Annotated in this window: 14 protein-coding genes and 1 tRNA gene; 11 read left to right on the top strand and 4 right to left on the bottom strand. The window is 70.2% G+C overall.

What is annotated here, in order from left to right; translation table 11 throughout:
* The first annotated feature begins 34 nt into the window (after window positions 1-34).
* Window positions 35-107: transfer RNA gene (locus tag OHA11_RS11650), tRNA-Thr, on the top strand.
* A 73-nt stretch (window positions 108-180) separates the two neighbouring features.
* Here OHA11_RS11650 and OHA11_RS11645 read toward each other — a convergent pair.
* The gene (locus tag OHA11_RS11645; protein ID WP_266507090.1) at window positions 181-2,928 is read right to left on the bottom strand and encodes a SpoIIE family protein phosphatase; all 2,748 of its coding nucleotides are present in this window, start codon (window positions 2,926-2,928) and stop codon (window positions 181-183) included.
* Window positions 2,929-3,249: 321 nt separating this feature from the next.
* On the opposite strand from OHA11_RS11645, the gene OHA11_RS11640 reads away from it, so the two are divergent.
* The 10 genes from OHA11_RS11640 to OHA11_RS11595 all read left to right on the top strand — a co-directional run bounded on the left by OHA11_RS11640 (window position 3,250) and on the right by OHA11_RS11595 (window position 18,615).
* Entirely contained in the window at window positions 3,250-8,736 is a 5,487-nt protein-coding gene (locus OHA11_RS11640) for a HAMP domain-containing protein (protein ID WP_266494994.1), read from the top strand.
* Between the two features lie 297 nt (window positions 8,737-9,033).
* Window positions 9,034-9,720 carry a two-component system response regulator gene (locus tag OHA11_RS11635; RefSeq protein WP_266494991.1) on the top strand — a complete coding sequence of 229 codons (687 nt, stop codon included), beginning with the start codon at window positions 9,034-9,036 and terminating at the stop codon, window positions 9,718-9,720.
* Window positions 9,721-10,006: 286 nt separating this feature from the next.
* Complete coding sequence (locus OHA11_RS11630; RefSeq protein ID WP_266494989.1) at window positions 10,007-12,778, top strand: DNA translocase FtsK; 2,772 nt, start codon at window positions 10,007-10,009, stop codon at window positions 12,776-12,778.
* A gap of 289 nt (window positions 12,779-13,067) precedes the next feature.
* Window positions 13,068-13,916 (top strand): helix-turn-helix domain-containing protein, encoded by an 849-nt coding sequence (locus OHA11_RS11625; RefSeq protein ID WP_266494986.1) that lies wholly within the window; start codon window positions 13,068-13,070, stop codon window positions 13,914-13,916.
* Between the two features lie 112 nt (window positions 13,917-14,028).
* Complete coding sequence (rimO, locus tag OHA11_RS11620) at window positions 14,029-15,528, top strand: 30S ribosomal protein S12 methylthiotransferase RimO (RefSeq protein ID WP_266494984.1); 1,500 nt, start codon at window positions 14,029-14,031, stop codon at window positions 15,526-15,528.
* Window positions 15,525-16,280, top strand: a complete 756-nt coding sequence (gene pgsA, locus OHA11_RS11615; RefSeq protein WP_266494982.1) for a CDP-diacylglycerol--glycerol-3-phosphate 3-phosphatidyltransferase — start codon at window positions 15,525-15,527, stop codon at window positions 16,278-16,280. Before rimO ends, pgsA begins: the two co-directional genes overlap by 4 nt.
* Window positions 16,277-16,822 carry a CinA family protein gene (locus OHA11_RS11610; RefSeq protein ID WP_266494980.1) on the top strand — a complete coding sequence of 182 codons (546 nt, stop codon included), beginning with the start codon at window positions 16,277-16,279 and terminating at the stop codon, window positions 16,820-16,822. Before pgsA ends, OHA11_RS11610 begins: the two co-directional genes overlap by 4 nt.
* Before the next feature lie 109 nt (window positions 16,823-16,931).
* Window positions 16,932-17,306, top strand: a complete 375-nt coding sequence (locus tag OHA11_RS11605; protein ID WP_266494978.1) for a helix-turn-helix domain-containing protein — start codon at window positions 16,932-16,934, stop codon at window positions 17,304-17,306.
* Between the two features lie 337 nt (window positions 17,307-17,643).
* Entirely contained in the window at window positions 17,644-18,114 is a 471-nt protein-coding gene (locus tag OHA11_RS11600) for a Dps family protein (RefSeq protein WP_266494975.1), read from the top strand.
* A 234-nt stretch (window positions 18,115-18,348) separates the two neighbouring features.
* A complete protein-coding gene (locus OHA11_RS11595) occupies window positions 18,349-18,615 on the top strand; it encodes a hypothetical protein (protein WP_266507088.1) in 267 nt (88 codons plus the stop codon).
* A gap of 206 nt (window positions 18,616-18,821) precedes the next feature.
* Here OHA11_RS11595 and OHA11_RS11590 read toward each other — a convergent pair whose 3' ends face one another.
* The 3 genes from OHA11_RS11590 to OHA11_RS11580 all read right to left on the bottom strand — a co-directional run bounded on the left by OHA11_RS11590 (window position 18,822) and on the right by OHA11_RS11580 (window position 25,655).
* A complete protein-coding gene (locus OHA11_RS11590; protein WP_266494972.1) occupies window positions 18,822-19,586 on the bottom strand; it encodes an SDR family NAD(P)-dependent oxidoreductase in 765 nt (254 codons plus the stop codon).
* A gap of 111 nt (window positions 19,587-19,697) precedes the next feature.
* Window positions 19,698-20,498, bottom strand: coding sequence for an Fpg/Nei family DNA glycosylase (locus tag OHA11_RS11585; RefSeq protein ID WP_266494969.1), 801 nt, complete (start codon window positions 20,496-20,498; stop codon window positions 19,698-19,700).
* Window positions 20,499-20,612: 114 nt separating this feature from the next.
* Window positions 20,613-25,655, bottom strand: coding sequence for an ATP-dependent helicase (locus OHA11_RS11580; protein WP_266494943.1), 5,043 nt, complete (start codon window positions 25,653-25,655; stop codon window positions 20,613-20,615).
* Window positions 25,656-25,836 lie beyond the last annotated feature (181 nt).

Here is a 25,836-nt window from a genome sequence, read left to right as displayed (position 1 = left end):
CGTTGCCGCGAGGGACACAACTCGAAGGCGACAGGCCCCTATAGCTCAGTCGGTAGAGCGTCTCCATGGTAAGGAGAAGGTCAACGGTTCGATTCCGTTTGGGGGCTCAGACAAAAAGGCCTCCGCCCTGATGGGCGGGGGCCTTTCGTGTGTCCGGGGTCGGTTCTTCCGGGGCAGGGATCAGTCGTTGTGAAGGCCGGGTACGCGCATCGCGAGAATGGCCATGTCGTCCGACGGGGCGTCCGACGCGAAGCGTTCCACCGCGCGCATGATGCGGGCGGCCACGGCTCCGGCCGTCAGGCCCGTGCAGGTGGTGAGGACATCGATGAGGCCGTCGTCGCCCAACATGCGGGTGCCCTCGCGGCGTTCGGTGACGCCGTCCGTCACGCACAGCAGGACGTCGCCCGGGTCGAGCGTGATCGTCTGCTCGTACAGCTCCAGGTCGTCCATGACGCCGAGGAGCGGCTGCGGTTCGGCGGCCGGTTCGACCGTGCCGTCCTGGCGGAGACGGAGCGGGAGCGGGTGGCCGGCGCAGACGACCTTGAGGAGCGCCGAGCCGTCCTCCTGGGGCCACAACTCCCCGTACAGGAGCGTCAGGAAGCGGCTACGGGCGCCCTCGTCGAGGATCGCGGAGTTCAGGCGCTCCAGGACCGCCGGGCCGCCGAAGCCCTCGCGGGCCAGCAGGCGCAGCGCGTGCCGGGCCAGGCCCGTGACCGCGGCCGCCTCCGGGCCCGTACCGCAGACGTCTCCGATGGCGAAGCCGTAGGCGCCGTCGCGGATGGGGAAGAGGTCGTAGAAGTCGCCGCCGACTTCGTTGCCCTCGCCTGCCGCGCGGTAGATGACCTCGACCTCCACGCCTTCGATGTGGGGGAGTTCCGGGGGCAGCAGGCTGCGCTGGAGGGACTGGCTGATGGCCATGCGCTCCGAGTACAGGCGGGCGTTGTCCAGGGCGAGGGCGGCCCGGCGGCTCAAGTCCTCGGCGAGTTCCAGGATTTCCTGGCGGAAGTGTTCGTCCGAGGGCTTGCCGAGCGTCAGCATGCCGATGACGCGGTTGCGGGCCACCAGGGGGAGTACGACCGTCTCGCCGCCGACCGCTGCGGCCGTCTGCAGCGTCGTACCGATGCCGGAGCTCACCGTGGCGGGCTCGCCGAGGCCGAGGCTGCGCATGGAGGTGCGCAGGGCGGCCTGGTGGGCGGCCTCCGCCGGGGCGCCCCAGACGCGGGCGCCCGGGGTCGGGACGGGGTCCGGAGGGGCGATCTTCGACAGAAGGGCCTTGAGGCCGTCGATGCGCTCCTCGTCCTCGTGCAGGACATACGAAAGATAGGGATCCGATGCCTGGTCGGCAATCGTGTAGACGGCGCACCAGGTGGCCAGGGTCGGGACCGTCATCTGGGCCATCAGGGCCAGCGTCTGGTCGCGGTCCAGCGTGCCCGCGAGGAGGTCCGAGGCCTCGACGAGGAAGGACAGGGAGCCGCGGCGCAGGCGCTCCAGCTCGCCCAGGCGCGCCGACTCCACGGCGAGCGCGATGCGGTCGGCGGCGAACTGGAGGCGCAGCGCCTCCTCGTTCGAGTAGCGTCCCTGGGCCTCGGCCGCGACGCCGAGTGAACCGGTGAGGCGGCCCTCCACCTTGAGGGGGACCGTCACGACCGAGCGCATGCCGGTGCCGCTGAGCAGCGGTACGGCGCCGGGAACGACCGTCAGGTCCTCGTGCACGGCGGGCATGCGGGCGGAGCCGTAGCGGCCGGGGCCGGCCTCCACGGGGACGCGGGCGAAGCGCTGGCGGGCGGAGGGGAGCCCGGTGGAGGCGCGGACCTCCAACTCCGTTTCGTCGTCGGTCGCCAGGAGGAGGAACGCGGAGTCGCCGTCGAGCATGTCGCGGGCGCGCTCCACCGTGCGCTGGAGGAGGCCGTCCAGGTCGTCGGGGGCCGGTGAGCCGATGAAGACCTCGAAGGGGTCCGACGCCTGGCCCTCGGAGCTGGTGGTCGTGTCGGAGGCGTTGACGCGCAACGGGGTCTGCAGGACGGCGCGTTCGTGGTTGCGTACGAGCAGGCAGACCGTCGAGGGTTCGCCGTTCGTGTCCCGTACGCGCAGGTGCGAGGCGTAGACGGGGGTCACGCGGCCGTCGGCGGCTCGGAGGCCGTAGCTGCCCTCCCAGCGGGAGAGTTGGAGCGCCTCGACGATGCCGGTGCTGGTGCCGGGCGTGTGCGGCCAGGCCGCGAGGTCGGTGAGGGGTTTGCCGATGACCTGTTCGGCCGCGTAGCCGAAGAGTTCCTCCGCGTCCTCGTTCCAGGCGTTGATGGCGCCGACGCGGTCGATCTGGACGACCGCCACGCGTACGCGGCCGTCGGCGAGGGGGAGCAGGTTGGCCGGGAGGGCGGGGCCGGCCGTGCGGGTGCCCACCGAGCGTTCCGGGAGTTCCAGTTGGAACCAGACCTGCTTGTGCGTGGGCGTGTACTCGACGCCCCAGCGGCCGGCCAGGGCGGCGCAGAGCTGGAGTCCGCGGCCTCCCTCGCGGTCGGGGCTGCCCATGTTGATGGCGGTCGCCTGGAGTGGAATCTCCCGTTCCGGGTAACGGTCCCCCACCTCGATCCGTACGCCGTCGTCGCTGCGCAGGCAGAGGACGTCGGCGGACGTGCCCGCGTGCACCACGGCGTTGGTGACAAGCTCGCTGGTGAGGACAACGGCGTCGTCGACGATGTCGGCGAAGCCCCAACCCTGGAGGGTGTCACGGACGAAGGACCGAGCGGTCGCGACGGACCGCCCGACAGGATCGAAGCTGGCGGCCGCGCGCGCGGTGATCACAGAACTCCTTGTCCGGTTGTCGGGGGGCAGCGCCGCGTGGCCGACCCGCTCCTGCCGGGGCAGGGGCTGGTTTCCCGTCGGCCGGGGATCCTGGGGTTGTCCCCCGGGATGCAGTTCGGTGGTCATGGTGCGGTGCCCCTCCGATGCCTGCCCGCTCGTGTTCGTGCCACCGCCCAGGCCGGACGGACCGGCGTGGCTGGACAGCCGCATGCAAGGTTACTTACCTTCGCCGTCCATGCGGATGCCGGTCACCACTGTTTCCACTCCGGAGGGTGTGTGCGGACCATGTGCGAAGCTGCCGAACTGTTATGGCCTGGTTCAGCCATGGTGAAACACTGGGCAAGCTTCTAAGGAAGGTCCGGGCAGGCCGCGTGCCTTCCTGTACGTCGAGCAGTAGTACCCGAGTACGCCGAGCAGTAGATGGTCGACCCTTGCGGGAGGGACACAGTGGAGTCTGGCGCAGCGACGCGGGGCACTAAAACGCGCGCGAAAGGCGGACAGTCCCCGAGCAATCAGCGCAAACCGCGCAATGGCACCACTGAGGTGGACACGGCCGCCCTGAACAGGATGCTCGCGGCCCTGGTGTCGATGCGGGACGGCAACTTCCGTAAGCGGCTCACGGTCTCGGGCGATGGCGTGATGTCCGAGATCGCGGCGGTTTTCAATGAGGTGGCCGACCGGAATCTGCATCTGACGGGCGAGTTGGCGCGCGTGCGGCGCATGGTCGGCCGTGAGGGCAAGTTGACGGAGCGGCTGGAGTCGGGCGCTTGCGAGGGTTCCTGGGCCACCGCGATCGACAACTCCAACGCGCTGGTCGACGACCTCGTACGCCCTGTCTCCGAGGTCGGACGGGTGCTGTCCGCCGTGGCGGAGGGCGATCTGTCGCCGCGTATGGAGCTGCGGGCGCAGGCCGCGGACGGCAACGGGCATCCGCTGCGCGGGGAGTTCCTGAAGGTCGGGCGCACGGTGAACAACCTGGTCGACCAGCTGTCCACGTTCACCGACGAGGTCACGCGCGTGGCCAGCGAGGTGGGCACGGAGGGCAAGCTGGGCGGGCAGGCGCGGGTGCGCGGGATGTCCGGTTCGTGGAAGGACCTCACGGACTCGGTCAACACCATGGCGTACCGGCTGACGGCTCAGGTGCGGGACATCGCGCTCGTGACGACGGCGGTCGCCAAGGGTGACTTGTCCCGGAAGGTCACGGTTCACGTGGCCGGCGAGATGCTGGAGCTCAAGAACACCGTCAACACGATGGTGGATCAGCTGTCCTCTTTCTCCTCCGAGGTGACGCGAGTCGCGCGCGAGGTGGGCACCGAGGGCGAGCTCGGCGGCCAGGCACAGGTGCCGGGTGTGGCCGGTGTGTGGAAGGACCTCACCGATTCGGTGAATCTTATGGCCGGCAATCTGACCGCGCAGGTGCGCGGCATTGCCCAGGTGACGACGGCGGTCGCCAACGGTGATCTGTCGCAGAAGGTGACCGTGTCGGCGCGCGGCGAGGTCGCGCAGCTCGCCGAGACGATCAACCAGATGACCGAGACGCTGCGTACGTTCGCGGACGAGGTCACCCGCGTGGCCAACGAGGTCGGTGGCGAGGGGCGGCTCGGCGGGCAGGCGAACGTGCCGGGTGCGGCGGGAACGTGGAAGGACCTCACCGATTCGGTGAACACGGTCTTCCGGAATCTCACCACTCAGGTGCGGGACATCGCCGCGGTGACGACGGCCGTGGCCAACGGTGACCTGTCGCAGAAGGTCAGCGTCGAGGTCGCCGGCGAGATGCTGGAACTGAAGAACACCGTCAACACGATGGTCGACCAGCTGTCCTCGTTCGGTGTCGAGGTCACGCGCGTGGCCCGCGAGGTCGGTGTCGAGGGTGAACTGGGCGGCCAGGCGCAGGTACCGGGTGTGGCCGGTACGTGGAAGGACCTGACGGACTCCGTCAACACGGCGTTCCGGAATCTCACCGGACAGGTGAGGAACATCGCGCAGGTGACGACGGCGGTGGCCAACGGCGATCTGTCGCAGAAGGTCACCGTGGACGTCTCCGGCGAGATGCTTCAGCTGAAGAACACCGTGAACACGATGGTGGATCAGCTGTCGTCCTTCGCCGACCAGGTGACGCGCATGGCGCGTGACGTGGGTACGGAGGGCCGCCTGGGCGGTCAGGCGCGCGTGGACGGTGTGTCCGGTACGTGGAAGGACCTCACGGACTCCGTCAACTTCATGGCGGGGAACCTGACGTCCCAGGTGCGGAACATCGCGCAGGTGACGACGGCGGTCGCCCGGGGTGACCTGTCGCAGAAGATCGAGGTCGACGCGCGTGGCGAGATCCTGGAGCTCAAGAACACCATCAACACGATGGTCGACCAGCTCAGCGCCTTCGCGGAGCAGGTGACCCGGGTCGCCCGTGAGGTGGGTACGGACGGCCGGCTGGGCGGTCAGGCGCAGGTGCCCGGCGTCGCCGGCGTGTGGCGCGATCTGACCGACTCGGTGAACGGCATGGCCGGCAACCTCACCGCCCAGGTGCGCAACATCGCGCAGGTCGCGACGGCGGTGGCCCGGGGTGACCTGTCGCAGAAGATCGACGTGGACGCGCGTGGCGAGATCCTGGAGCTCAAGAACACCCTCAACACGATGGTCGACCAGCTCTCGAACTTCGCGGAGCAGGTCACGCGGGTGGCCCGCGAGGTGGGCACGGAGGGCATCCTCGGCGGACAGGCCGAGGTGCAGGGTGTCTCCGGCACCTGGAAGGACCTCACGCAGTCCGTGAACTTCATGGCGAACAACCTGACCATCCAGGTGCGCAACATCGCCGAGGTCACGACCGCGGTCGCCATGGGAGACCTGTCCAAGAAGATCACCGTCGACGCCAGGGGCGAGATCCTCGAACTGGTCACGACGGTCAACACGATGGTCGACCAGCTGTCGTCGTTCGCCGAGCAGGTGACCCGGGTGGCCCGCGAGGTGGGCACCGAGGGCCAGTTGGGCGGCCAGGCGCGGGTGCCCGGGATCACGGGCATCTGGAAGGACCTCAGCGACAACGTCAACCTGATGGCCTACAACCTCACCATGCAGGTGCGGAACATCTCGCAGGTCGCGGCGGCCGTCGCCAACGGCGACCTGACGAGGACGGTGACGATCGAGGCGCGCGGCGAGGTCGCGCAGCTCGCCGACACCTTCAACACCATGGTGAAGACGCTGAGTTCGTTCGCCGACCAGGTCACGAAGGTGGCCCGCGAGGTGGGCACGGACGGCATCCTCGGCGGCCAGGCGCACGTACCGGGCGTGTCCGGTACGTGGAAGGACCTCACCGAGTCCGTGAACGGCATGGCGTCCAACCTGACCGGCCAGGTGCGCAACATCGCGATGGTCACCACGGCCATCGCCAAGGGCGACCTGACCAAGAAGATCGACATCGACGCGCGCGGCGAGATCCTGGAGCTGAAGACCACCATCAACACGATGGTCGACCAGCTGTCGTCGTTCGCCGAGGAGGTCACCCGAGTCGCCCGCGAGGTGGGCACGGAGGGCCAGTTGGGCGGCCAGGCGCGGGTACGCGATGTCGACGGCACCTGGCGCGACCTCACCGAGTCGGTGAACGAGATGGCCGGGAACCTCACCCGGCAGGTGCGTGCCATCGCGCGCGTGGCGACCGCGGTGACGCGTGGCGACCTCAACCTGAAGATCGACGTGGACGCCTCCGGCGAGATCCAGGAACTTCAGGACTACATCAACAAGATGATCGCCAACCTCCGCGACACCACCATCGCCAACAAGGAACAGGACTGGCTGAAGGGCAACCTCGCCCGGATCTCCGGTCTGATGCAGGGCAGGCGCGACCTCGCCGACGTGGCCTCGCTCATCATGAGCGAGCTCACTCCGGTGGTCTCGGCGCAGCACGGCGCGTTCTTCCTGGCGATGCCGCTGGACGACGGCAAGGACGTGGGCGCCGCGCACGACGACTCGTACGAGCTGCGCATGCTCGGGTCGTACGGGTACTCCATGGGCTCGATGCCGACGTCGTTCCGGCCGGGGGAGACGCTGATCGGGACGGCCGCCAAGGAGAAGCGGACGATTCTCGTGGAGAACGTGCCGCCGGGGTATCTGAAGATCGCGTCCGGGCTCGGTGAGGCGCCCCCGGCGCATGTCATCGTGCTGCCGGTGCTCTTCGAAGCGACCGTTCTGGGCGTGATCGAGCTGGCGTCGTTCCAGCCGTTCACCCACATCCAGAAGGACTTTCTCAACCAGATCGCCGAGATGATCGCGACGAGCGTCAACACGATCGCGGTCAACACGAAGACCGAGGTACTGCTCAAGCAGTCGCAGGAGTTGACCGAGCAGCTGCGGGAGCGGTCGGCGGAGCTGGAGAACCGGCAGAAGGCCCTCCAGGCGTCCAACGCCGAGCTGGAGGAGAAGGCCGAGCTGCTGGCCCAGCAGAACCGCGACATCGAGGTCAAGAACACCGAGATCGAGGAGGCGCGGCAGGTCCTGGAGGAGCGCGCCGAGCAACTCGCGGTCTCCATGCGCTACAAGAGCGAGTTCCTCGCCAACATGTCGCACGAGCTGCGTACGCCGCTCAACTCGCTGCTGATCCTGGCCAAGCTGCTCGCCGACAACGCGGACTCCAACCTCACCCCGAAGCAGGTCGAGTTCGCCGAGACGATCCACGGCGCGGGCTCCGACCTGCTGCAGCTGATCAACGACATCCTCGACCTGTCCAAGGTCGAGGCGGGCAAGATGGACGTGTCACCGACACGGATCGCGCTGGTCCAACTCGTCGACTACGTAGAGGCCACTTTCCGTCCGCTGACGGCGGAGAAGGGCCTCGATTTCTCCGTACGGGTGTCTCCGGAGCTGCCGGCCACGCTGCACACGGACGAGCAGCGGCTTCTTCAGGTGCTGCGCAACCTGCTCTCCAACGCGGTGAAGTTCACCGACTCCGGAGCGGTCGAACTGGTCATCAGGCCCGCGGGCGCGGAGGTGCCGGTCGCCATCCGGGAACAGCTCCTGGAGGCGGGCTCGTTGCGGGACGCGGACGCCGATCTGATCGCGTTCTCCGTGGCGGACACCGGCATCGGTATCGCGGCGAGCAAGATGCGGGTGATCTTCGAGGCGTTCAAGCAGGCGGACGGCACGACGAGCCGCAAGTACGGCGGTACGGGACTGGGGTTGTCCATCTCGCGGGAGATCGCGCGACTGCTGGGCGGCGAGATCCACGCGCAGAGCGAGCCGGGACGCGGCTCGACCTTCACGCTGTATTTGCCGCTGCACCCGAGCGAACTGCCGCCCCAGGGCTATCCGCAGCTCGGTCCGGCCATGGAGAGCGCGGAGCTTCCGGCGGGCTCGGAGGACGGGAACGGGGGCTACGTGGATACGCCCGCCGAGGTCAGGTCGTACCAGGAGACCCAGAACGGGGCCGCCGCGCTCTTCAGGCGGCGTCGCAGGGCGATGCCCACGGCCCAGCCGCGGCCCGCCCTTTCGGGGCCGCACCCGCAGGCCCGGGACTCCTGGACCCTCGGGGGCGAGGAGGCGGCCGGGCACACGCGCGCCGTCATCCGCTTCGAGGGCGAGAAGGTGCTGATCGTCGACGACGACATCCGCAACGTGTTCGCGCTCACCAGCGTCCTGGAACAGCACGGACTGTCGGTGCTGTACGCCGAGAACGGCCGCGAGGGCATCGAAGTGCTGGAACAGCACGACGATGTGACGGTCGTTCTGATGGACATCATGATGCCCGAGATGGACGGATACGCGACCACGACGGCGATCCGCCGGATGCCCCAGTTCGCCGGGCTGCCGATCATCGCGCTCACCGCGAAGGCGATGAAGGGCGACCGGGAGAAGGCGATCGAGTCGGGAGCCTCCGACTACGTCACGAAGCCGGTCGATCCCGATCACCTGCTCGCGGTCATGCAGCAGTGGATGCGCGAACAGTGACAGGTCGGCGGGGATGACCGGGCGGCCGGGAGAGGCCAGATGGCCAGGGGCGCTTGGGCGACGGCCCGGGCGCGCCCGGCTGTTGACTGAGTGTGCCCGAGGCCGTGTAGAAACCCGGGATTCGGGGAACCTTCTGGTCTCCCGCTACGTTTCTGCTTCGTGCACAGTGACATCGCGGTGACAGGGTGTGGCGACAGGCGGGGTGCGGCTACCATGACCGGCACAAGGACGGGCGACGCAAGGGAGTCGTCCCCTGGGGCGGCGCCCGGTGCACTGCCGGGGCGAGGAGGGCGGGCCATGGTGCAGAAGGCCAAGATCCTTCTGGTCGATGACCGGCCGGAGAATCTGCTGGCGCTGGAGGCGATCCTCTCCGCGCTCGATCAGACACTGGTTCGGGCATCTTCCGGGGAGGAAGCGCTCAAAGCGCTGCTCACGGACGATTTCGCGGTCATTCTGCTGGACGTCCAGATGCCGGGCATGGACGGTTTCGAAACCGCCGCGCACATCAAGAGGCGAGAACGGACGCGGGACATCCCGATCATCTTCCTCACGGCGATCAATCACGGCCCGCACCACACCTTCCGGGGATACGCGGCGGGTGCGGTGGACTACATCTCGAAGCCGTTCGACCCGTGGGTGCTGCGCGCGAAGGTCTCGGTCTTCGTCGAGCTCTACATGAAGAACTGCCAACTCCGGGAGCAGGCCGCGCTGCTGCGGCTCCAGCTGGAGGGCGGTGGCGGCAAGGCGGCGCTCGGCGCGACCAAGGAGCCGGCCGGGCTGCTCGCCGAACTCTCCGCGCGGCTCGCGGCTGTCGAGGAGCAGGCCGAGGCCCTCTCCAAACAGCTCGACGACGACTCGGCGGACGCGGCCGCGGTAGCCACCGCGGCCCATCTCGAACGCAAACTCACGGGGTTGCGCCGAGCGCTGGACGCGCTGGAACCGGGGACGGGGAACGGGGCTGCTTCGCTGCCCTCGCAGAACTGAGCCCGGCTCGGGCACAGAAACTGAGTTCGGCTCCGGGTTCGCAGAGGCCGGTGTGTCACCTGCTGGGCGTGCGGGCGTCCAGCAGGAGGTGTGGACCTGGCTGTTTGGTGGGCCGGTCCGGGTGAATTCCCGCGCCTCTACGAGCCGTTGGCGAGGCGAACGCCGTTGTCCCGGGCCGGGATCGGCGTTGAGGCGGCGTCAGTTCGGTGCTTCGCGGGGGCGACACGAACGGGTGAAGCAGGGTGCACACGTGTCCGTTGTGGTCTCCCCCGGTAACCTCACACCCATGGCCTCACGTCAGTCCGCAGCCAAGAAGGCGCCCGCGAAGAAGGCGGCAGCGCCCAGGAAGGCTGCGGCGAAGAAGGCCCCCGCCAAGAAGGCTCCCGCGAAAAGGGCGCCCGCGAAAAAGGCCGCGGCCAAGAAAGCCGCGCCTCCGAAGCCGGCGCCCAACCCGACCAGCGGCGTGTACAAGTTGGTGCGCGCCGTGTGGCTGGGTGTCGCGCACGCCGTCGGCGCCGTGTTCCGGGGCATAGGGCGGGGCGCGAAGGGGCTCGACCCGGCGCATCGAAAGGACGGTCTCGCGCTGCTGCTGCTCGGGCTGGCGCTGATCGTCGCGGCCGGGACCTGGTCCAACCTCCGCGGTCCCGTGGGTGACCTCGTCGAGATGCTGGTGACCGGTGCCTTCGGCCGCCTCGACCTGCTGGTGCCGATACTGCTCGGGGTCATCGCCGCACGCCTCATCCGGCACCCCGAGCAGCCCGAGGCCAACGGCCGCATCGTGATCGGTCTGTCCGCCCTTCTCATCGGTGTGCTCGGCCAGGTCCACATGGCCTGCGGGGCGCCCGCGCGCAGCGACGGCATGCAGGCGATAAGGGACGCCGGCGGGCTCATCGGCTGGGGCGCGGCGACTCCGTTGACCTACACGATGGGCGAAGTCCTCGCCGTACCGCTCCTTGGGCTGGTCACGGTCTTCGGGCTGCTGGTGGTCACCGCGACGCCGGTCAACGCCATTCCGCAGCGGCTGCGGCTGCTGGGCGCCAGGCTCGGCCTCGCACACCCTCCGGTGACGGACGACGGCTTCGCTGAGGACGACGAGCGGTACGACGACCAGTGGCGCGAAGCGCTGCCCGCGAGCCCCCGGCGGCGCCGGGAGGCACCCGAGGCGTACGACCCGGACGGGGCCGAGCAGGAGGCGCTCTCCGCGCGCCGGAGCCGCCGTAGGCGGCCCGCCGTGCAGCAGCCCGCGCTGGACCGGCCCATGGACGCCGTGGACGTGGCCGCGGCCGCCGCGGCGGCGCTCGACGGTGCCGTGATGCACGGGATGCCTCCCAGCGCGCTGGTGGCCGATCTGACGCAGGGCGTCGGTGCGGATCGCGGCGACCGCCAGGACACCGGTGGGCAGGACACGGGCGGGCAGGTCACAGGCGGGCGCCAGGAGCCGACGCCGGTGCCCGGCGCGCGGGCCAAGGGCGCCAGGCCCAAGCAGGAGATGCTGAAGGCCGAGGTCGCCGACCGGACCAAGCCCGCCCCCGAGGCACCGCGCGACCTGCCGCCGCGCGCCGAGCAGCTCCAGCTCTCCGGCGACATCACCTACTCCCTGCCGTCGCTCGATCTTCTGGAGCGCGGCGGCCCCGGCAAGTCGCGCAGCGCCGCCAACGACATCGTGGTCGCCTCGCTCACGAACGTCTTCATGGAGTTCAAGGTCGACGCCGCCGTCACCGGCTTCACCCGCGGCCCGACGGTCACGCGCTACGAGGTCGAACTCGGCCCCGCCGTGAAGGTCGAGCGGATCACGGCGCTCGCCAAGAACATCGCGTACGCCGTCGCCAGCCCGGACGTGCGGATCATCAGCCCGATTCCCGGCAAGTCCGCGGTCGGCATCGAGATCCCCAACACCGACCGCGAGATGGTCAACCTCGGCGATGTGCTGCGCCTCGCGGACGCCGCGGAGGACGACCACCCGATGCTGGTCGCGCTCGGCAAGGACGTCGAGGGCGGCTATGTGATGGCCAACCTCGCGAAGATGCCACACGTCCTGGTGGCCGGAGCGACCGGTTCCGGTAAATCCTCGTGCATTAACTGCCTGATCACGTCGGTCATGGTGCGCGCGACCCCCGAGGACGTACGCATGGTCCTCGTCGACCCCAAGCGCGTCGAGCTGACCGCGTACGAAGGCATCCCGCACCTGATCACGCCGATCATCACCAACCCGAAGCGGGCCGCCGAGGCGCTGCAGTGGGTCGTACGGGAGATGGATCTGCGGTACGACGACCTGGCGGCGTTCGGTTACCGGCACATCGACGACTTCAACCAGGCCATCCGCGACGGCAAGCTCAAGACGCCGGAAGGCAGTGAGCGGGAGCTCAAGACCTATCCGTATCTGCTGGTGATCGTCGATGAGCTCGCCGACCTGATGATGGTCGCGCCGCGGGACGTCGAGGACTCGATCGTGCGTATCACTCAGCTCGCGCGCGCGGCAGGTATCCACCTGGTGCTCGCCACGCAGCGGCCGTCCGTGGACGTCGTCACCGGTCTGATCAAGGCGAACGTGCCGTCGCGGCTCGCCTTCGCCACGTCGTCGCTCGCCGACTCACGGGTCATCCTCGACCAGCCCGGCGCCGAGAAACTGATCGGCAAGGGCGACGGACTCTTCCTGCCCATGGGGGCGAACAAACCGACCCGTATGCAGGGCGCCTTCGTCACCGAGGACGAGGTCGCGGCCGTCGTCCAGCACTGCAAGGACCAGATGGCGCCGGTCTTCCGGGACGACGTCACCGTGGGCACCAAGCAGAAGAAGGAGATCGACGAGGACATCGGCGACGACCTCGACCTGCTGTGTCAGGCCGCCGAACTGGTCGTCTCCACACAGTTCGGGTCGACCTCGATGCTCCAGCGCAAGCTGCGCGTCGGGTTCGCCAAGGCCGGCCGCCTGATGGACCTCATGGAGTCCCGCAACATCGTCGGTCCGAGCGAGGGTTCCAAGGCACGTGATGTTCTTGTGAAACCTGATGAGCTGGACGGAGTGCTCGCGGTGATCCGTGGGGAGGCTCAACCGTAGAGAAACGGGGAAGTCCGTTTCCTCTTGCGGAAGGGCCACGACCACGTGGGTGAGCACGTCAGGGCCACGTGGGTGATTCGAACGTGACTCACCCGTAAGGGAAACGTGAGCAACCGTTTCCCTTCGTCGCACGTCAAGTTGAGGGAAGGGACAGGCACGTGTCCCACCATCAGGATGACCGGCTGTTCTGATGGCGTACAAAGTCCCACCGCCCGGTTGCCCCACCCTTTCGTAACCCCCCTAGACTGAACCTCCAGCACAGGTGGCTACACGCTCGAAAGGCGCCCCCGTGTCCATCGGCAACTCCCCTGACGACAACTCACCTCAGGACGAGCCTCCCATCGAAATCGAAAAGGGTGATCGCCCTTCGATCGGCCATGCTCTGCAGCAGGCGCGCATTGCTGCCGGGCTGACCGTCGACGACGTCACCAACGCCACCAGGGTCCGCATCGCCATCGTGCACGCGATCGAACAGGACGACTTCACGCCCTGCGGCGGCGACGTCTACGCGCGCGGTCACCTCAAGACGCTGGCGCGCGCCGTCCACCTCGATCCGGCGCCGCTGCTCGCCCAGTACGACGACGAGCACGGCGGGCGGCCCGCGCCGACCCCCGCCGCACCGATGTTCGAGGCCGAGCGGATCCGTCCGGAGCGCCGGGGTCCGAACTGGACCGCGGCCATGGTCGCCGCGATCGTCGCGGTGATCGGCTTCGTCGGGTTCACGCTGGTCAACGACGAAGACGGCGGCAACAAGACGCAGGTCGCCGAGGGATCCACGCCCGACGCCAGCAAGCCCGTCAAGACCAAGCCGACCCCGACCAAGCCCGCCGATCCCAAGCCCGACCCGTCGGACAGCGCCATCGCGGCCGCGCCGCAGGACAAGGTGACCGTCCAGGTGACCGCCCCCGACGGGCGCAGCTGGATCTCGGCCAAGGACCACAACGGGCGGCTGCTCTTCGACGGCTTCCTGAAGAAGGGCGACTCCAAGACCTTCCAGGACAAGGAGAAGATCGACCTCGTCCTCGGTGACGCGGGAGCGCTTCAGCTCTACGTCAACGGCAAGAAGATCGCGGACGAGTTCCAGCCCGGCCAGGTCGAGCGCCTCTCGTACACGAAGGGCGACCCCGAGGTCGGATGAGCGACCGAGAGGTCGGACAAGCGACCTCAAGGGGCATGCAGGTACGGGGTTGGCCAAGATCGGCCAACCCCGTCGACGTGGGCTGTCAGTGGGACGAAGTAGTCTTGAGCCCATGCCTGAACGCCGTACCGTCGCACTCGTCACTCTTGGCTGCGCCCGTAACGAGGTGGACTCGGAGGAGCTCGCAGGCCGCTTGGAGGCGGACGGCTGGCACCTCGTGGAGGACGCCGAGAACGCGGACGTCGCGGTCGTCAACACCTGTGGCTTCGTCGAGGCCGCCAAGAAGGACTCCGTCGACGCCCTCCTGGAGGCCAACGACCTCAAGGGCCACGGGAGAACGCAGGCCGTGGTGGCCGTCGGCTGCATGGCCGAGCGGTACGGCAAGGAGCTCGCCGAGGCCCTGCCCGAGGCCGACGGTGTGCTCGGCTTCGACGACTACGCCGACATCTCCGACCGGCTCCAGACGATCCTGAACGGCGGAATCCACGCCGCCCACACCCCGCGCGACCGGCGCAAGCTGCTGCCGATCAGCCCGGCCGAGCGGCAGAGCGCCGGCGCGGACGTCGCCCTTCCGGGGCACGCTCCCGTCGATCTCCCGGAGGGCCTCGCTCCGGAGTCGGGCCCCCGCGCCCCTTTGCGCCGCCGGCTCGACGGTTCCCCCGTCGCCTCGGTGAAGCTGGCCTCCGGCTGCGACCGGCGCTGCTCCTTCTGCGCCATCCCGTCCTTCCGCGGCTCCTTCATCTCGCGGCGGCCGTCCGACGTCCTGGGCGAGACGCGCTGGCTGGCCGAGCAGGGCGTCAAGGAGGTCATGCTTGTCTCCGAGAACAACACCTCGTACGGCAAGGACCTCGGCGACATCCGCCTCCTGGAGACGCTGCTGCCCGAGCTCGCCGACGTCGACGGGATCGAGCGGGTGCGGGTCAGCTACCTCCAGCCCGCCGAGATGCGGCCCGGGCTCATCGACGTACTGACCTCGACACCGAAGATCGCGCCCTACTTCGACCTGTCCTTCCAGCACTCCGCCCCCGGGGTGCTGCGCGCGATGCGGCGCTTCGGGAACACCGACCAGTTCCTGCAGCTGCTCGACACCATCCGTTCCAAGGCCCCGCAGGCCGGTGTGCGGTCCAACTTCATCGTGGGCTTCCCCGGCGAGACCGCGGACGACCTGGCGGAGCTGGAGCGCTTCCTGACGGGCGCGCGGCTGGACGCCATCGGCGTCTTCGGGTACTCCGACGAGGACGGCACCGAAGCGGCGACGTACGAGAACAAGCTGGACGAGGACGTGGTCGCCGAGCGCCTCGCGCGCGTGTCCCGGCTCGCCGAGGAGCTGGTCTCCCAGCGGGCGGAGGAGCGCGTGGGGGAGACCCTGCAGGTGCTGGTCGAGTCCGTCGGCTCGGTCGGCTCCGCCGGTTCCGCGGGCGAGGAGGAGGCCGCGTACGGCCGTGCCGCGCACCAGGCCCCCGAGACGGACGGCCAGGTGCTGTTCACAAGCGGCGAGGGTCTCACCGTCGGCCGTATGGTCGAGGCGAAGGTGGTCGGTACGGAAGGTGTCGACCTGGTGGCCGAGCCGCTCCCGGGCTCGCTCGTGTGTACTGAGGAGGCGGCCAGATGACCGGAGTCCCGGCATCCGCGGCGGGCGGGCCCGGTGCGCCCGGTACGCGTGGAGCTGCCGGCCCTTCCGGCGCCTCCGGCAAGGGAACCTCTGGTACGGGTGCCTCCGGCGCCCAGGGCTCGAAGACTCCGCGCGGCGGGAAGCTGAGCGCGGCGGCCGTCAACCAGGCCAGCCTGTGGAACGTCGCCAACCTCCTCACCATGCTCCGGCTCGTGCTCGTGCCGGGCTTCGTGGCGCTGATGCTGGCCGACGGCGGATACGACCCGGTATGGCGGGCCTGGGCCTGGGCCGCCTTCGCCGTCGCCATGATCACGGACGTCTTCGACGGCCACCTCGCGCGTACGTACAACCTCGTCACCGACTTCGGGAAGATCGCCGACCCGATCGCCGACAAGGCGATCATGGGAGCGGCGCTGATCTGTCTCTCCTCGCTCGGGGATCTGCCGTGGTGGGTGACGGGCGTGATCCTCGGGCGTGAGCTCGGGATCACCCTGATGCGCTTCGTCGTGATCCGCTACGGCGTGATCCCCGCCAGCCGCGGCGGCAAGATAAAGACGCTGGCACAGGGCGTGGCCGTCGGGATGTACGTCCTGGCGCTGACGGGGCCACTGGCGACCCTGAGGTTCTGGGTGATGGCTGTGGCGGTCGCGCTGACCGTCGTCACCGGGCTCGACTATGTGAGACAGGCCATTGTGCTGCGGCGCCAGGGACTGGCCGAGCGGGAAGCAGCCGCCGAGGAGGCGGAAGCGTGACCTCCAGGGCCGCCGAAGTGCTGCGACTACTCACAGTGAGGGGCGAGACGCTCGCTGTCGCTGAGTCGCTGACCGGCGGTCTGGTGGCGGCGGACCTCGCGGCGGTGCCCGGAGCCTCCAAGGCCTTCCGTGGCTCGGTGACCGCGTATGCCACCGATCTCAAGCGTGACGTACTCGGCGTCGACGCCACCCTGCTTGATCGGCGCGGAGCGGTGAATCCGCAGGTCGCGGCCCAGATGGCGGCCGGTGTACGCAAGGTGCTCGGCGCGGACTGGGGGATCGCGACGACCGGTGTCGCCGGTCCCGAGCCCCAGGACGGACAGCCCGTCGGCACGGTTTTCGTGGCCGTGGACGGCCCGCGCGGAGCGTCCGGCGAGGACGTTCTTGGCGGGAAAGTGGTGGCGTTGCGGTTGAACGGCTCCCGGACGGAAATCCGTATGGAGAGTGTACGGAGCGTGCTCGCACTGCTTTTGGAGCAGCTTGTGGGCGAACTCACTGAGAATGAGCGGGCACAGGATACGGAACAGAACGGGGGGTTTTGATGTTTGCAGCCCTGAGTGAACACGACATCGCTCCCCGCACGGCCGCGGCGCAAGGCGGTACGGTGGGGCGAGAAGGATGCGGCTACGCGGTCCGAGGAGGGAGCCACCGATGATTCTGCTCCGTCGCCTGCTTGGTGACGTGCTGCGTCGGCAGCGCCAGCGCCAGGGCCGTACTCTGCGCGAAGTCTCCTCGTCCGCCCGAGTCTCACTCGGCTATCTTTCCGAGGTGGAGCGGGGGCAGAAGGAGGCTTCTTCCGAGCTGCTCTCCGCGATCTGCGACGCGCTGGACGTACGGATGTCCGAGCTCATGCGGGAAGTGAGCGACGAGCTGGCACTCGCCGAGCTGGCCCAGTCGGCAGCGGCCACCGAGCCTGTGCCCACGCCGGTACGCCCAAGGCTGAACTCCGTCTCGGTGCGTGGTGTGCCACCGGAACGGGTGACCATCAAGGCGCCTGCAGAGGCGGTCGACGTCGTCGCCGCCTGACGCTCACGGGCTCGCGCCCGCGACCTGAGATGAGAAGAACTGTGTGAGAGCCCCGGCCGGGGCCCTCTCCGGGGAGACCCGGAGGGGGGCGGTCGGGGCTTTTGCGTGGGTGGGGTGGGCTGGGCTGAAGTGGCTGGAGTGGGGTGGGCTTCGGGGAGGGGTGTGGCCCGGGTGTGGGGGCGTGGGGGGCGTGTGTCTGGGCTGGTCGGAGGGTCCGGCTTGGGCATCGGCTTGCGGGTGTGGTGCGTTTTGTCAGCGTTTGCCGGTATTGGTTGGGGCCGCCATGGTGGAGGAGCGGGGGCGGAAGCCGGGGGTCGTTGCTGACCGGAGGATGTTCATGTACGTCGTGAAGAGCTCGTTGTCCGATGCTGATCTGAAGACCGTGTCCGAGGCGCTGCAGGGTGCGCTGGTCGATCTGGTGGATCTGTCGCTCGTGGCGAAGCAGATTCACTGGAACGTGGTCGGACCTCGCTTCCGGTCCATCCATCTCCAGCTCGACGAGGTCGTGGACACCGCCCGGCTGCACTCCGACACCGTGGCCGAGCGTGCCTCCACGCTCGGGGTCTCGCCGGACGGACGTGCCGCGACCGTCGCGAGCAGTAGCGGTATCGGGGCCGTACCGGACGGGTGGGTGAAGGACACCGACGCTGTGGGGGCGCTCGTGGACGCCCTCGGGGCCGTCATCGGGCGGATGCGGGGGCGGGTCGCGGCGACCGGGGAGGCGGATCCGGTGAGCCAGGACATCTTCATCGGCATCACCGCGGATCTTGAGAAGCATCACTGGATGTTCCAGGCGGAGAACGGGTGACGTTCCCGTTGGCGCTGCTGGGTTGCGTGGGTTGTGGCTGGGGGCGGGGCGGTTTTTGCGGCTGCGGCTGCGGCTGCGGCTGCGGATTCGGGTTCGGCGCCGGGTGTGCGGGTGTGGGGCGGGAGCTGGTGGTGTGCACCGGGCGCCCTGTTTGTGTTGGTGCGCCCTGTCGATGGGTGAACGCGGCGGTCTAACGTCGGACGTCGGGCTGGAGGTGGTGCCATGGCTGGGCGGATGGGGCGAATAGGCAGGTGGGGGCTGGCCCTGGTCATTGGGGGGCTGTGGTGGTGGGCCGCGATACGGCTGGCGTTCGCGCCGGACGCCGGCGTGCTGGAGGGGGCGGTCGCGGCCGGCGGGTGGGGGCTGAGCCTGCTTCCGGTGCACTGCGTGCCGAAGGGGCGCGCTGTGGGGGCGGTCGGGTCGGATCAATGGATACGGCGCGCTTCGGAGGCTTGGCGGAGGAGGCGGGGGCCGCTGGTGGGGCGGGGCGGGTCTTCCTGAACGGCTTTCCGGGGAAGGTACGTGAGTGTGGGTGCGGGTCGGTTGCAGGTACCGCGGCTCGCGCCGCTCCCGCCGCTCCTGCCGTTCCTGAGACATCCACTACCCGCTGGGGTGTCGCGTGTGTGGGGGCGGGGGCCGGTGCTGGGCGTTGTCTCGCGGTGCGGTTGGTTGCGTTGGTGTGGGGGGTGGCGCGTGTTGCTGCCTCGCTACCACGGCATGGCCACGCCCCCGTTGGGGCGGAGGATCTGGCCCGTTGTGAATGAGGAGGCGTCGGAGGCGAGGTGCAGGACCGCGTGGGCGATGTCCTCCGGCTCGCCGACTCGGCCCAGCGGTGACATCCGGGCCATGAACCCTTCGGTCCGCGCCTGGGCCTCGGCGTCGTGGCGGTCGGTCATCGGCGTTCGGATCCAGCCCGGCGCCACCGCGTTGACGCGGATACCGTGCGGGCCCATCTCGGATGCCAGGGTCTTCGTCAGCTGGACGACGGCCGCCTTCGCCGCTCCGTAGCAGAGCAGGCCCGGGCCGCCGGTGTCGACGGCTCCCGAGGCCATCGTGACTATGCTGCCGCGCGTACCGGACGCGATCATCGCGCGGGCAGCCTCCTGGCAGGCGTACAGAACGCCCTTGAAGTTGACGCCGAGTACGCGGTCGAGGTCCTCGTCGCGGGTCTCCAGGACCGGGCTGCTGTGCATGATCCCGGCGACGGCGGCCATGACGTCCAGGCGCTCGCAGGCCGCGACCGCCTCCTTGAGCTGGGTGCGGTCAGTGACGTCGAGGGGGTGCGAGTGTGCCGTACCGCCCGTGTTCTTGATGAGGGCCGCTGTTTCGTCCAAGCCCGGGGCGTCGCGGTCCGCGCAGTGGACGGTGGCACCCGCCTCCGCGAGCAGTACGGCGCAGGCGCGGCCGATACCGCTCGCCGCGCCGGTGACGAATGCGGTGCGTCCGGTGAGGTCGTACGCCGTGACGGGCATGAGGGGACGGTACGAGGATTTCTGACGGGTCGTCAATTAGTCGTGCGTGATGGGCTTCAAGCGGCGGCGGGTTGTACGTAGTGAGGTGGGAGGCGTACGGCAGGGCTGCGGTCAGGGACGTGGGGACGGGCCTTGCTGGCAGGTCGGGCACCAGTACGTAGGGCGGTCTCGGGAGCCGTCGCCCTGGTTCGCCGCGCGGATCGGGGTGCGGCAGCGCAGGCAAGGGCGGGACGCGCGGCCGTACACGTACAGGTTCTGGTCGCGGCGGCCTGTGGTGGTGCGGGCCGGGCGGTCGCGGTTGGCTTCGAGGAGCTTCTTGGCGAGGGCGGGCAGGCGGGCGGCCTGTTCGGCGGGGAGGTCGCCGATGGGGAGCCAGGGGGTCGCGCGGAGAAGGAAGCAGAGCTCGCACTTGTAGACGTTGCCGATGCCGGCGAGATCGCGCTGGTCGAGGAGCGCCTCACCGAGGGGGCGGGCCGGGTCGCGCAGGAGGTTCGCCAGGGCCTTGTCGGGGTCCCAGTCCGGGCCCAGGAGGTCGGGACCGAGGTGGCCCACGGCTCGGCCTTCGTCGGTGGTGCGGAGCAGATCCAGTACGGGCAGCCGGTAGCCCACGGCCGTACGGTCCGCGGTGCCGAGAATCACCCGGATCTGGTGGCCCGGGCCGCCGCTCCAGCGCTCGCCCGGGGCGTACACCTTCCAGGAACCGTCCATCCGGAGATGCGAGTGCAGGGTCAGGCCGCCCTCGATCCGCGTGAGCAGGTGCTTCCCGCGCGGGGTGACGTCCAGGACTGTGCGTCCGGTGAGGTCGGCCGTGGCGTACTTGGGCACCCGGAGGTCGGAGCGGGTGAGTACGTGGCCCGCGAGAGCGGTGTGCAGGCGCCGGGCGGTCTGCCAGACGGTGTCTCCTTCGGGCATGGGGTCCAGGGTGGCATGGGGCGGGCGGGGTGTCTTGTGTGGTGGGGACGAGAGGAGTGGGCAAGGGGAGGAAGAGGGGCAGGGTGGAGGTGGGCGGGCGTTGGGTGGCTTGCCTTACGCGCGGAGGCGGAGCCCTCGTGGGGTCGCGTGGAAACCTGCTCCTTCCAGGAGGGTGCCGAAGAGGGACGTCAGGGCGGAGGCGCCGTTGACCCGCTCGACCGTGACCGTGCCGAGGGATCCCGCGCGGGCCGCCTCGGCGAGCGCCTCGGCGGCTGTGCGCAGGCGTGGGTCGTGCAGGAGCGAGTCGTCGGGAGGTGAGCCGTCGGAGGGCGAGCCGCCAGGGGTGGAGGGCCAGGCCAGGAGTGTCTTGCCGCCGCGCTCCATGTAGAGGGCCAGCTCGCCGTCCACCAGCACGACCAGGGAGCCCGCCTTGCGTCCGGGCTTGTGACCGGCGCCGGTGGGGGGATCGGGCCAGGGCAGGGCCGCTCCGTAGGCGTTCGCGGGATCGGCGGCGGCCAGCACGATCGCGCGGTTGCCGTTGCCGTTGCCGTTGCCGTTGCCCGCGCGTGTACGGGCGGCGGGGCCTCCTGGGAAGGCGTGCGGGGCCGTGCGGGCCGTACGAGGGGTGTCGGGGAAGGGGGGCGGAAAACGCCGGTCGGAGCCGGGCGTCGGCCCGGGGAAGGGCGGTTCGGAATCCTGGCCCAAGGAGTCGAAGCCCTGGCCCAAGGAGTCGGAACCGTGGCCCAAGGAGTACGGATCGCTGTCCGACCGGAGCGCGTCGAGGGCGGGGAAGCCCGCGTCGTCGCCGAAGAGGTCCGGGTGTTCGGTGGGACCGTCGGCGTGGCCCGGGGTGCGTGCGCTCGGGTGGTCGGACGGGGGCATGCCCGGGAACCCGGGCTCGGGCAGGGCCTCGCCCCGCTCGCGTGCGTTGGCCGTCGCGCGCAGTCGGTCCACCGCGCCGTCCATCGCGAACTGCGCGGCGCCGAGCCCCTCCACCACATAGCCGCGGCGGGCCTGGCCGCTCTCCTCGAAGACGGACAGGACGCGATAGACGGCGGAGAAGCCGCCTTGCACGCCCTCCGCGGCGACCGCGCCCCGGGTGACCACGCCGTGCCGGTCGAGCAGAGTACGGGCCAGGGCGTGGGCACGCACGGTGGCGTCGGGCTCAAGGCTGGGAAGCAGCGACCAGCGGCCGGCGACGGTCGGCGGGCCCGTCCGGGATGCGGGGCGCGCGGCGGACGTCAGGCTTCCGTACCGTCCGCGGGGCATCGCGCGCTTCGCGCGGTGGGCGGTGGAACCCGCGGTGCGGCCTGAGCCGAGGAGAGAGCGCATCGGGCCGAGCGTGTCGTTCGTCAGGCGGCCCGACCAGGCCAGGTCCCAGATGGCGTCCGCGAGTTGGGGATCGGTGGCATCGGGGTGCGTGGTGGCACGGATCTGGTCGGTGATCTGGCGGAAGAACAGGCCGTAGCCCCCGGAGAGGGCGTCCAGGACCGACTGGTGGAGCGCGGTCAGCTCCAGGGGATGCGGGGGCGGCAGGAGCAGGGGGGCGGCGTCCGCCAGGTAGACGGACACCCAGCCGTCCTTGCCGGGCAGCGCGCCGGCTCCAGCCCAGACGACCTCTCCGGCGGCGGTCAGCTCGTCGAGCATCGCGGGGGCGTAGTGCGCGACACGGGACGGCAGCACCAGCTTCTCCAGCGCGGACGCGGGTACCGAAGCGCCCTGCAACTGCTCGATGGCGCGCACGAGCCCGTCGATGCCGCGCAGCCCGTGCCCGCTGCCGAGGTGCTGCCACTGCGGCAGGAACTGTGCCAGCGCGGCGGGCGGCACCGGCTCCAGCTCATGGCGCAGTGCGGCCAGCGAACGGCGCCGAAGCCGGCGCAGCACCGCCGCGTCGCACCACTCCTGGCCGATCCCCGCCGGATGGAACTCCCCTTGTACGACGCGGCCGGCCGCGGCGAGCCTCTGCAGAGCCCCGTCGGTGACGGCCGTACCCAGGCCGAAGCGGGCCGCCGCCGTGGTCGAGGTGAACGGGCCGTGCGTGCGCGCGTACCGGGCGAGGAGGTCGCCCAGCGGATCCTTGACCGGTTCGGTGAAGGCCTCCGGGACGCCCACGGGCAGCGCCGTGCCGAGCGCGTCGCGCAGCCGGCCCGCGTCCTCGATCGCCGCCCAGTGGTCGGCCCCGCCGATCCGGACCCGGATGGCGCGGCGGGCCGAAGCCAGGTCTTGGGCCCACTCCGGCTCGGCGCCGCGCTCGGCCAGTTCGGCGTCGGTGAGCGGGCCGAGCATCCGCAGCAGGTCCGCGACGCTTTCGGCGTCCTTGGCGCGGCGGTCTTCCGTGAGCCACTGGAGCTCGCTCTCCAGTTCCGTCAGGACGTCGGCGTCCAGGAGCTCGCGCAGCTCGGCCTGGCCGAGGAGCTCGGCGAGCAGGCGCGAGTCCAGCGACAGGGCCGCGGCGCGCCGCTCGGCGAGCGGGGAGTCACCCTCGTACAGGAACTGGGCGACGTAGCCGAACAGCAGTGATCGGGCGAACGGAGATGGTTCCGGTGTCGTGACCTCGACGAGCCGCACCTTGCGGGACTCCAAGTCGCCCATCAGCTCTGTGAGGCCGGGTACGTCGAAGACGTCCTGGAGGCATTCGCGGACCGCTTCCAGAACGATGGGGAAGGAGCCGTACTCGCTCGCCACCTGGAGCAGTTGGGCGGCGCGCTGGCGCTGCTGCCACAGCGGGGTGCGCTTGCCGGGGCTGCGCCGTGGCAGGAGCAGGGCGCGGGCCGCGCATTCGCGGAAGCGGGACGCGAACAGGGCGGAGCCGCCGACCTGGTCGGTGACGATCTGATTGACCTCGCCCTTGTCGAACGCGACGTCGGCCGCGCCTACGGGGGCCTGCTCGGAGTCGTACTCCGTACCCAGCTTCATGGGCTCCTGGTCGAGCAGGTCCAGGCTCATCAGGTCGGCGTCCGGGAGACGCAGGACGATGCCGTCGTCGGCGTGCATGACCTGGGCGTCCATGCCGTACCGCTCGGAGAGGCGGGCGCCGAGCGCGAGGGCCCACGGGGCGTGGACCTGGGCGCCGAAGGGGGAGTGCACGACGACCCGCCAGTCGCCCAGCTCGTCACGGAAACGCTCGACGACGATGGTGCGGTCGTCCGGGATGTGTCCGCAGGCCTCGCGTTGTTCGGCCAGGTAAGACAGGACGTTGTCGGCGGCCCAGGCGTCGAGGCCCGCCGCGAGGAGGCGGAGCCGGGCGTCGTCCTTGGGCAGCGATCCGACCTCGCGCAGGAACGCGCCCACCGCGCGGCCCAGTTCGAGCGGACGCCCGAGCTGGTCGCCCTTCCAGAACGGCAGCCTGCCCGGCACACCGGGGGCGGGAGACACCAGGACGCGGTCGCGGGTGATGTCCTCGATGCGCCAGGAGCTGGTGCCGAGCGTGAAGACGTCTCCCACCCGGGACTCGTAGACCATCTCCTCGTCGAGCTCGCCGACCCGGCCGCCGCCCTTCTTGGGGTCGGAGCCCGCGAGAAAGACCCCGAAGAGGCCGCGGTCGGGGATGGTGCCGCCGGAGGTGACGGCGAGGCGCTGCGCGCCGGGGCGGCCCGTGACCGTACCGGCGACGCGGTCCCACACCACGCGGGGCCGCAACTCGGCGAAGGCGTCGGAGGGATAGCGGCCCGCGAGCATGTCGAGCACCGCCGTGAACGCCGACTCCGGAAGTGACGCGAAGGGCGCCGCGCGGCGGACCGTGGTGAGCAGGTCGTCGACCTGCCAGGTGTCGAGCGCGGTCATGGCGACGAGCTGCTGGGCCAGCACGTCCAGGGGGTTGGCGGGGACACGGAGGGACTCGATGGAGCCGGTGCGCATCCGCTCGGTGACCACGGCGGCCTGTACGAGGTCGCCCCGGTACTTGGGGAAGACCACGCCTGTGGAGACCGCCCCGACCTGGTGGCCCGCGCGGCCCACGCGCTGGAGGCCGGATGCCACGGACGGGGGTGACTCGACCTGGACGACGAGGTCCACCGCGCCCATGTCGATGCCGAGCTCCAGGCTGGACGTGGCGACCACCGCGGGCAGGCGGCCAGCCTTCAGGTCCTCCTCGACGAGGGCGCGCTGCTCCTTGGAGACCGAGCCGTGGTGGGCGCGGGCGATGACCGGTGGGGCTCCTTGGGCCGCGCCCGAGCCGCCCATCAGCTCGGCCGGTGCGTGGTGCTCCTCCAGGGGCTCGCCCGTCGCCCTCTCGTACGCGATCTCGTTGAGCCGGTTGCAGAGGCGCTCCGCCAGGCGGCGGGAGTTGGCGAAGACGATCGTCGAGCGGTGGGACTGGACGAGGTCGGCGATCCTCTCCTCGACGTGCGGCCAGATCGAGGGGCGCTCGGCTCCCGTGTCGGAGTCCGCGACGGGGGAGCCGCCGAGCTCGCCCAGGTCCTCGACGGGCACGACTACGGAGAGGTCGAATTCCTTGCCCGACGGGGGCTGGACGATCTCGACCTTGCGGCGGGGGGAGAGGTAGCGGGCGACCTCGTCCACCGGGCGGACGGTGGCGGAGAGGCCGATGCGGCGCGCCGGCTTCGGGAGCAGCTCGTCCAGGCGCTCCAGGGTGAGGGCGAGGTGGGCGCCGCGCTTCGTGCCCGCGACCGCGTGTACCTCGTCCAGGATCACTGTCTCGATGCCCGTCAGTGCGTCGCGCGTGGCCGACGTGAGCATCAGGAACAGCGACTCCGGGGTCGTGATCAGGATGTCCGGCGGGCGGGTGGACAGCGCGCGGCGCTCGGCCGGCGGGGTGTCTCCGGAGCGGATGCCGACCTTCACCTCGGGCTCGGGCAGGCGCAGGCGCACCGACTCCTGCCGGATGCCGGTCAGCGGGCTCCGCAGGTTTCGCTCCACGTCGACAGCGAGGGCCTTGAGCGGTGACACGTACAGGACCCGGCAGCGCTTCTTCGGGTCGGCCGGGGGCGGGGTCGAGGCCAGCTGGTCGAGGGCGGCCAGGAACGCGGCCAGGGTCTTGCCGGAGCCGGTGGGGGCGACGACCAGTACGTCCGAGCCCTCGCCGATGGCTCGCCACGCTCCGGCCTGGGCGGCGGTGGGCGCGTCGAAGGCACCCGTGAACCAGGCACGGGTCGCTTGTGAGAAGCCGTCCAGGGCTCGGTGTGCGGAGCTGACCATGCGTCCATCCTGCACCCGGGCACTGACAATGGCGCTGACCTGCGAAGGGATGGGCTGCGGGGGATCGGCTACGAGGGATCGGCTGCGGTCGGTGGGTCGCGCGCCTGCCGTCGTTGTGCGGTCGGGGCCGGCCCGGGGGTATCCGTGCTCGGTCTGGCGCGGAATCGGTTTGCCTTCGAAG

This window comes from Streptomyces sp. NBC_00878, from assembly GCF_026341515.1.
GTDB lineage: Bacteria > Actinomycetota > Actinomycetes > Streptomycetales > Streptomycetaceae > Streptomyces.
This window is presented reverse-complemented; position numbering and strand designations above follow the sequence as displayed.

What these genes read in the sequence shown, in the direction of transcription:
- OHA11_RS11595 (WP_266507088.1), top strand. Translation starts at nt 18,349, where the DNA reads ATGGGGCGAATAGGCAGGTGGGGGCTGGCCCTGGTCATTGGGGGGCTG.
- OHA11_RS11580 (WP_266494943.1), bottom strand. Translation starts at nt 25,655, where the DNA reads ATGGTCAGCTCCGCACACCGAGCCCTGGACGGCTTCTCACAAGCGACC.
- OHA11_RS11635 (WP_266494991.1), top strand. Translation starts at nt 9,034, where the DNA reads ATGGTGCAGAAGGCCAAGATCCTTCTGGTCGATGACCGGCCGGAGAAT.
- OHA11_RS11600 (WP_266494975.1), top strand. Translation starts at nt 17,644, where the DNA reads ATGTACGTCGTGAAGAGCTCGTTGTCCGATGCTGATCTGAAGACCGTG.
- OHA11_RS11645 (WP_266507090.1), bottom strand. Translation starts at nt 2,928, where the DNA reads ATGACCACCGAACTGCATCCCGGGGGACAACCCCAGGATCCCCGGCCG.
- OHA11_RS11605 (WP_266494978.1), top strand. Translation starts at nt 16,932, where the DNA reads ATGATTCTGCTCCGTCGCCTGCTTGGTGACGTGCTGCGTCGGCAGCGC.
- OHA11_RS11630 (WP_266494989.1), top strand. Translation starts at nt 10,007, where the DNA reads ATGGCCTCACGTCAGTCCGCAGCCAAGAAGGCGCCCGCGAAGAAGGCG.
- pgsA (WP_266494982.1), top strand. Translation starts at nt 15,525, where the DNA reads ATGACCGGAGTCCCGGCATCCGCGGCGGGCGGGCCCGGTGCGCCCGGT.
- rimO (WP_266494984.1), top strand. Translation starts at nt 14,029, where the DNA reads ATGCCTGAACGCCGTACCGTCGCACTCGTCACTCTTGGCTGCGCCCGT.
- OHA11_RS11585 (WP_266494969.1), bottom strand. Translation starts at nt 20,498, where the DNA reads ATGCCCGAAGGAGACACCGTCTGGCAGACCGCCCGGCGCCTGCACACC.
- OHA11_RS11590 (WP_266494972.1), bottom strand. Translation starts at nt 19,586, where the DNA reads ATGCCCGTCACGGCGTACGACCTCACCGGACGCACCGCATTCGTCACC.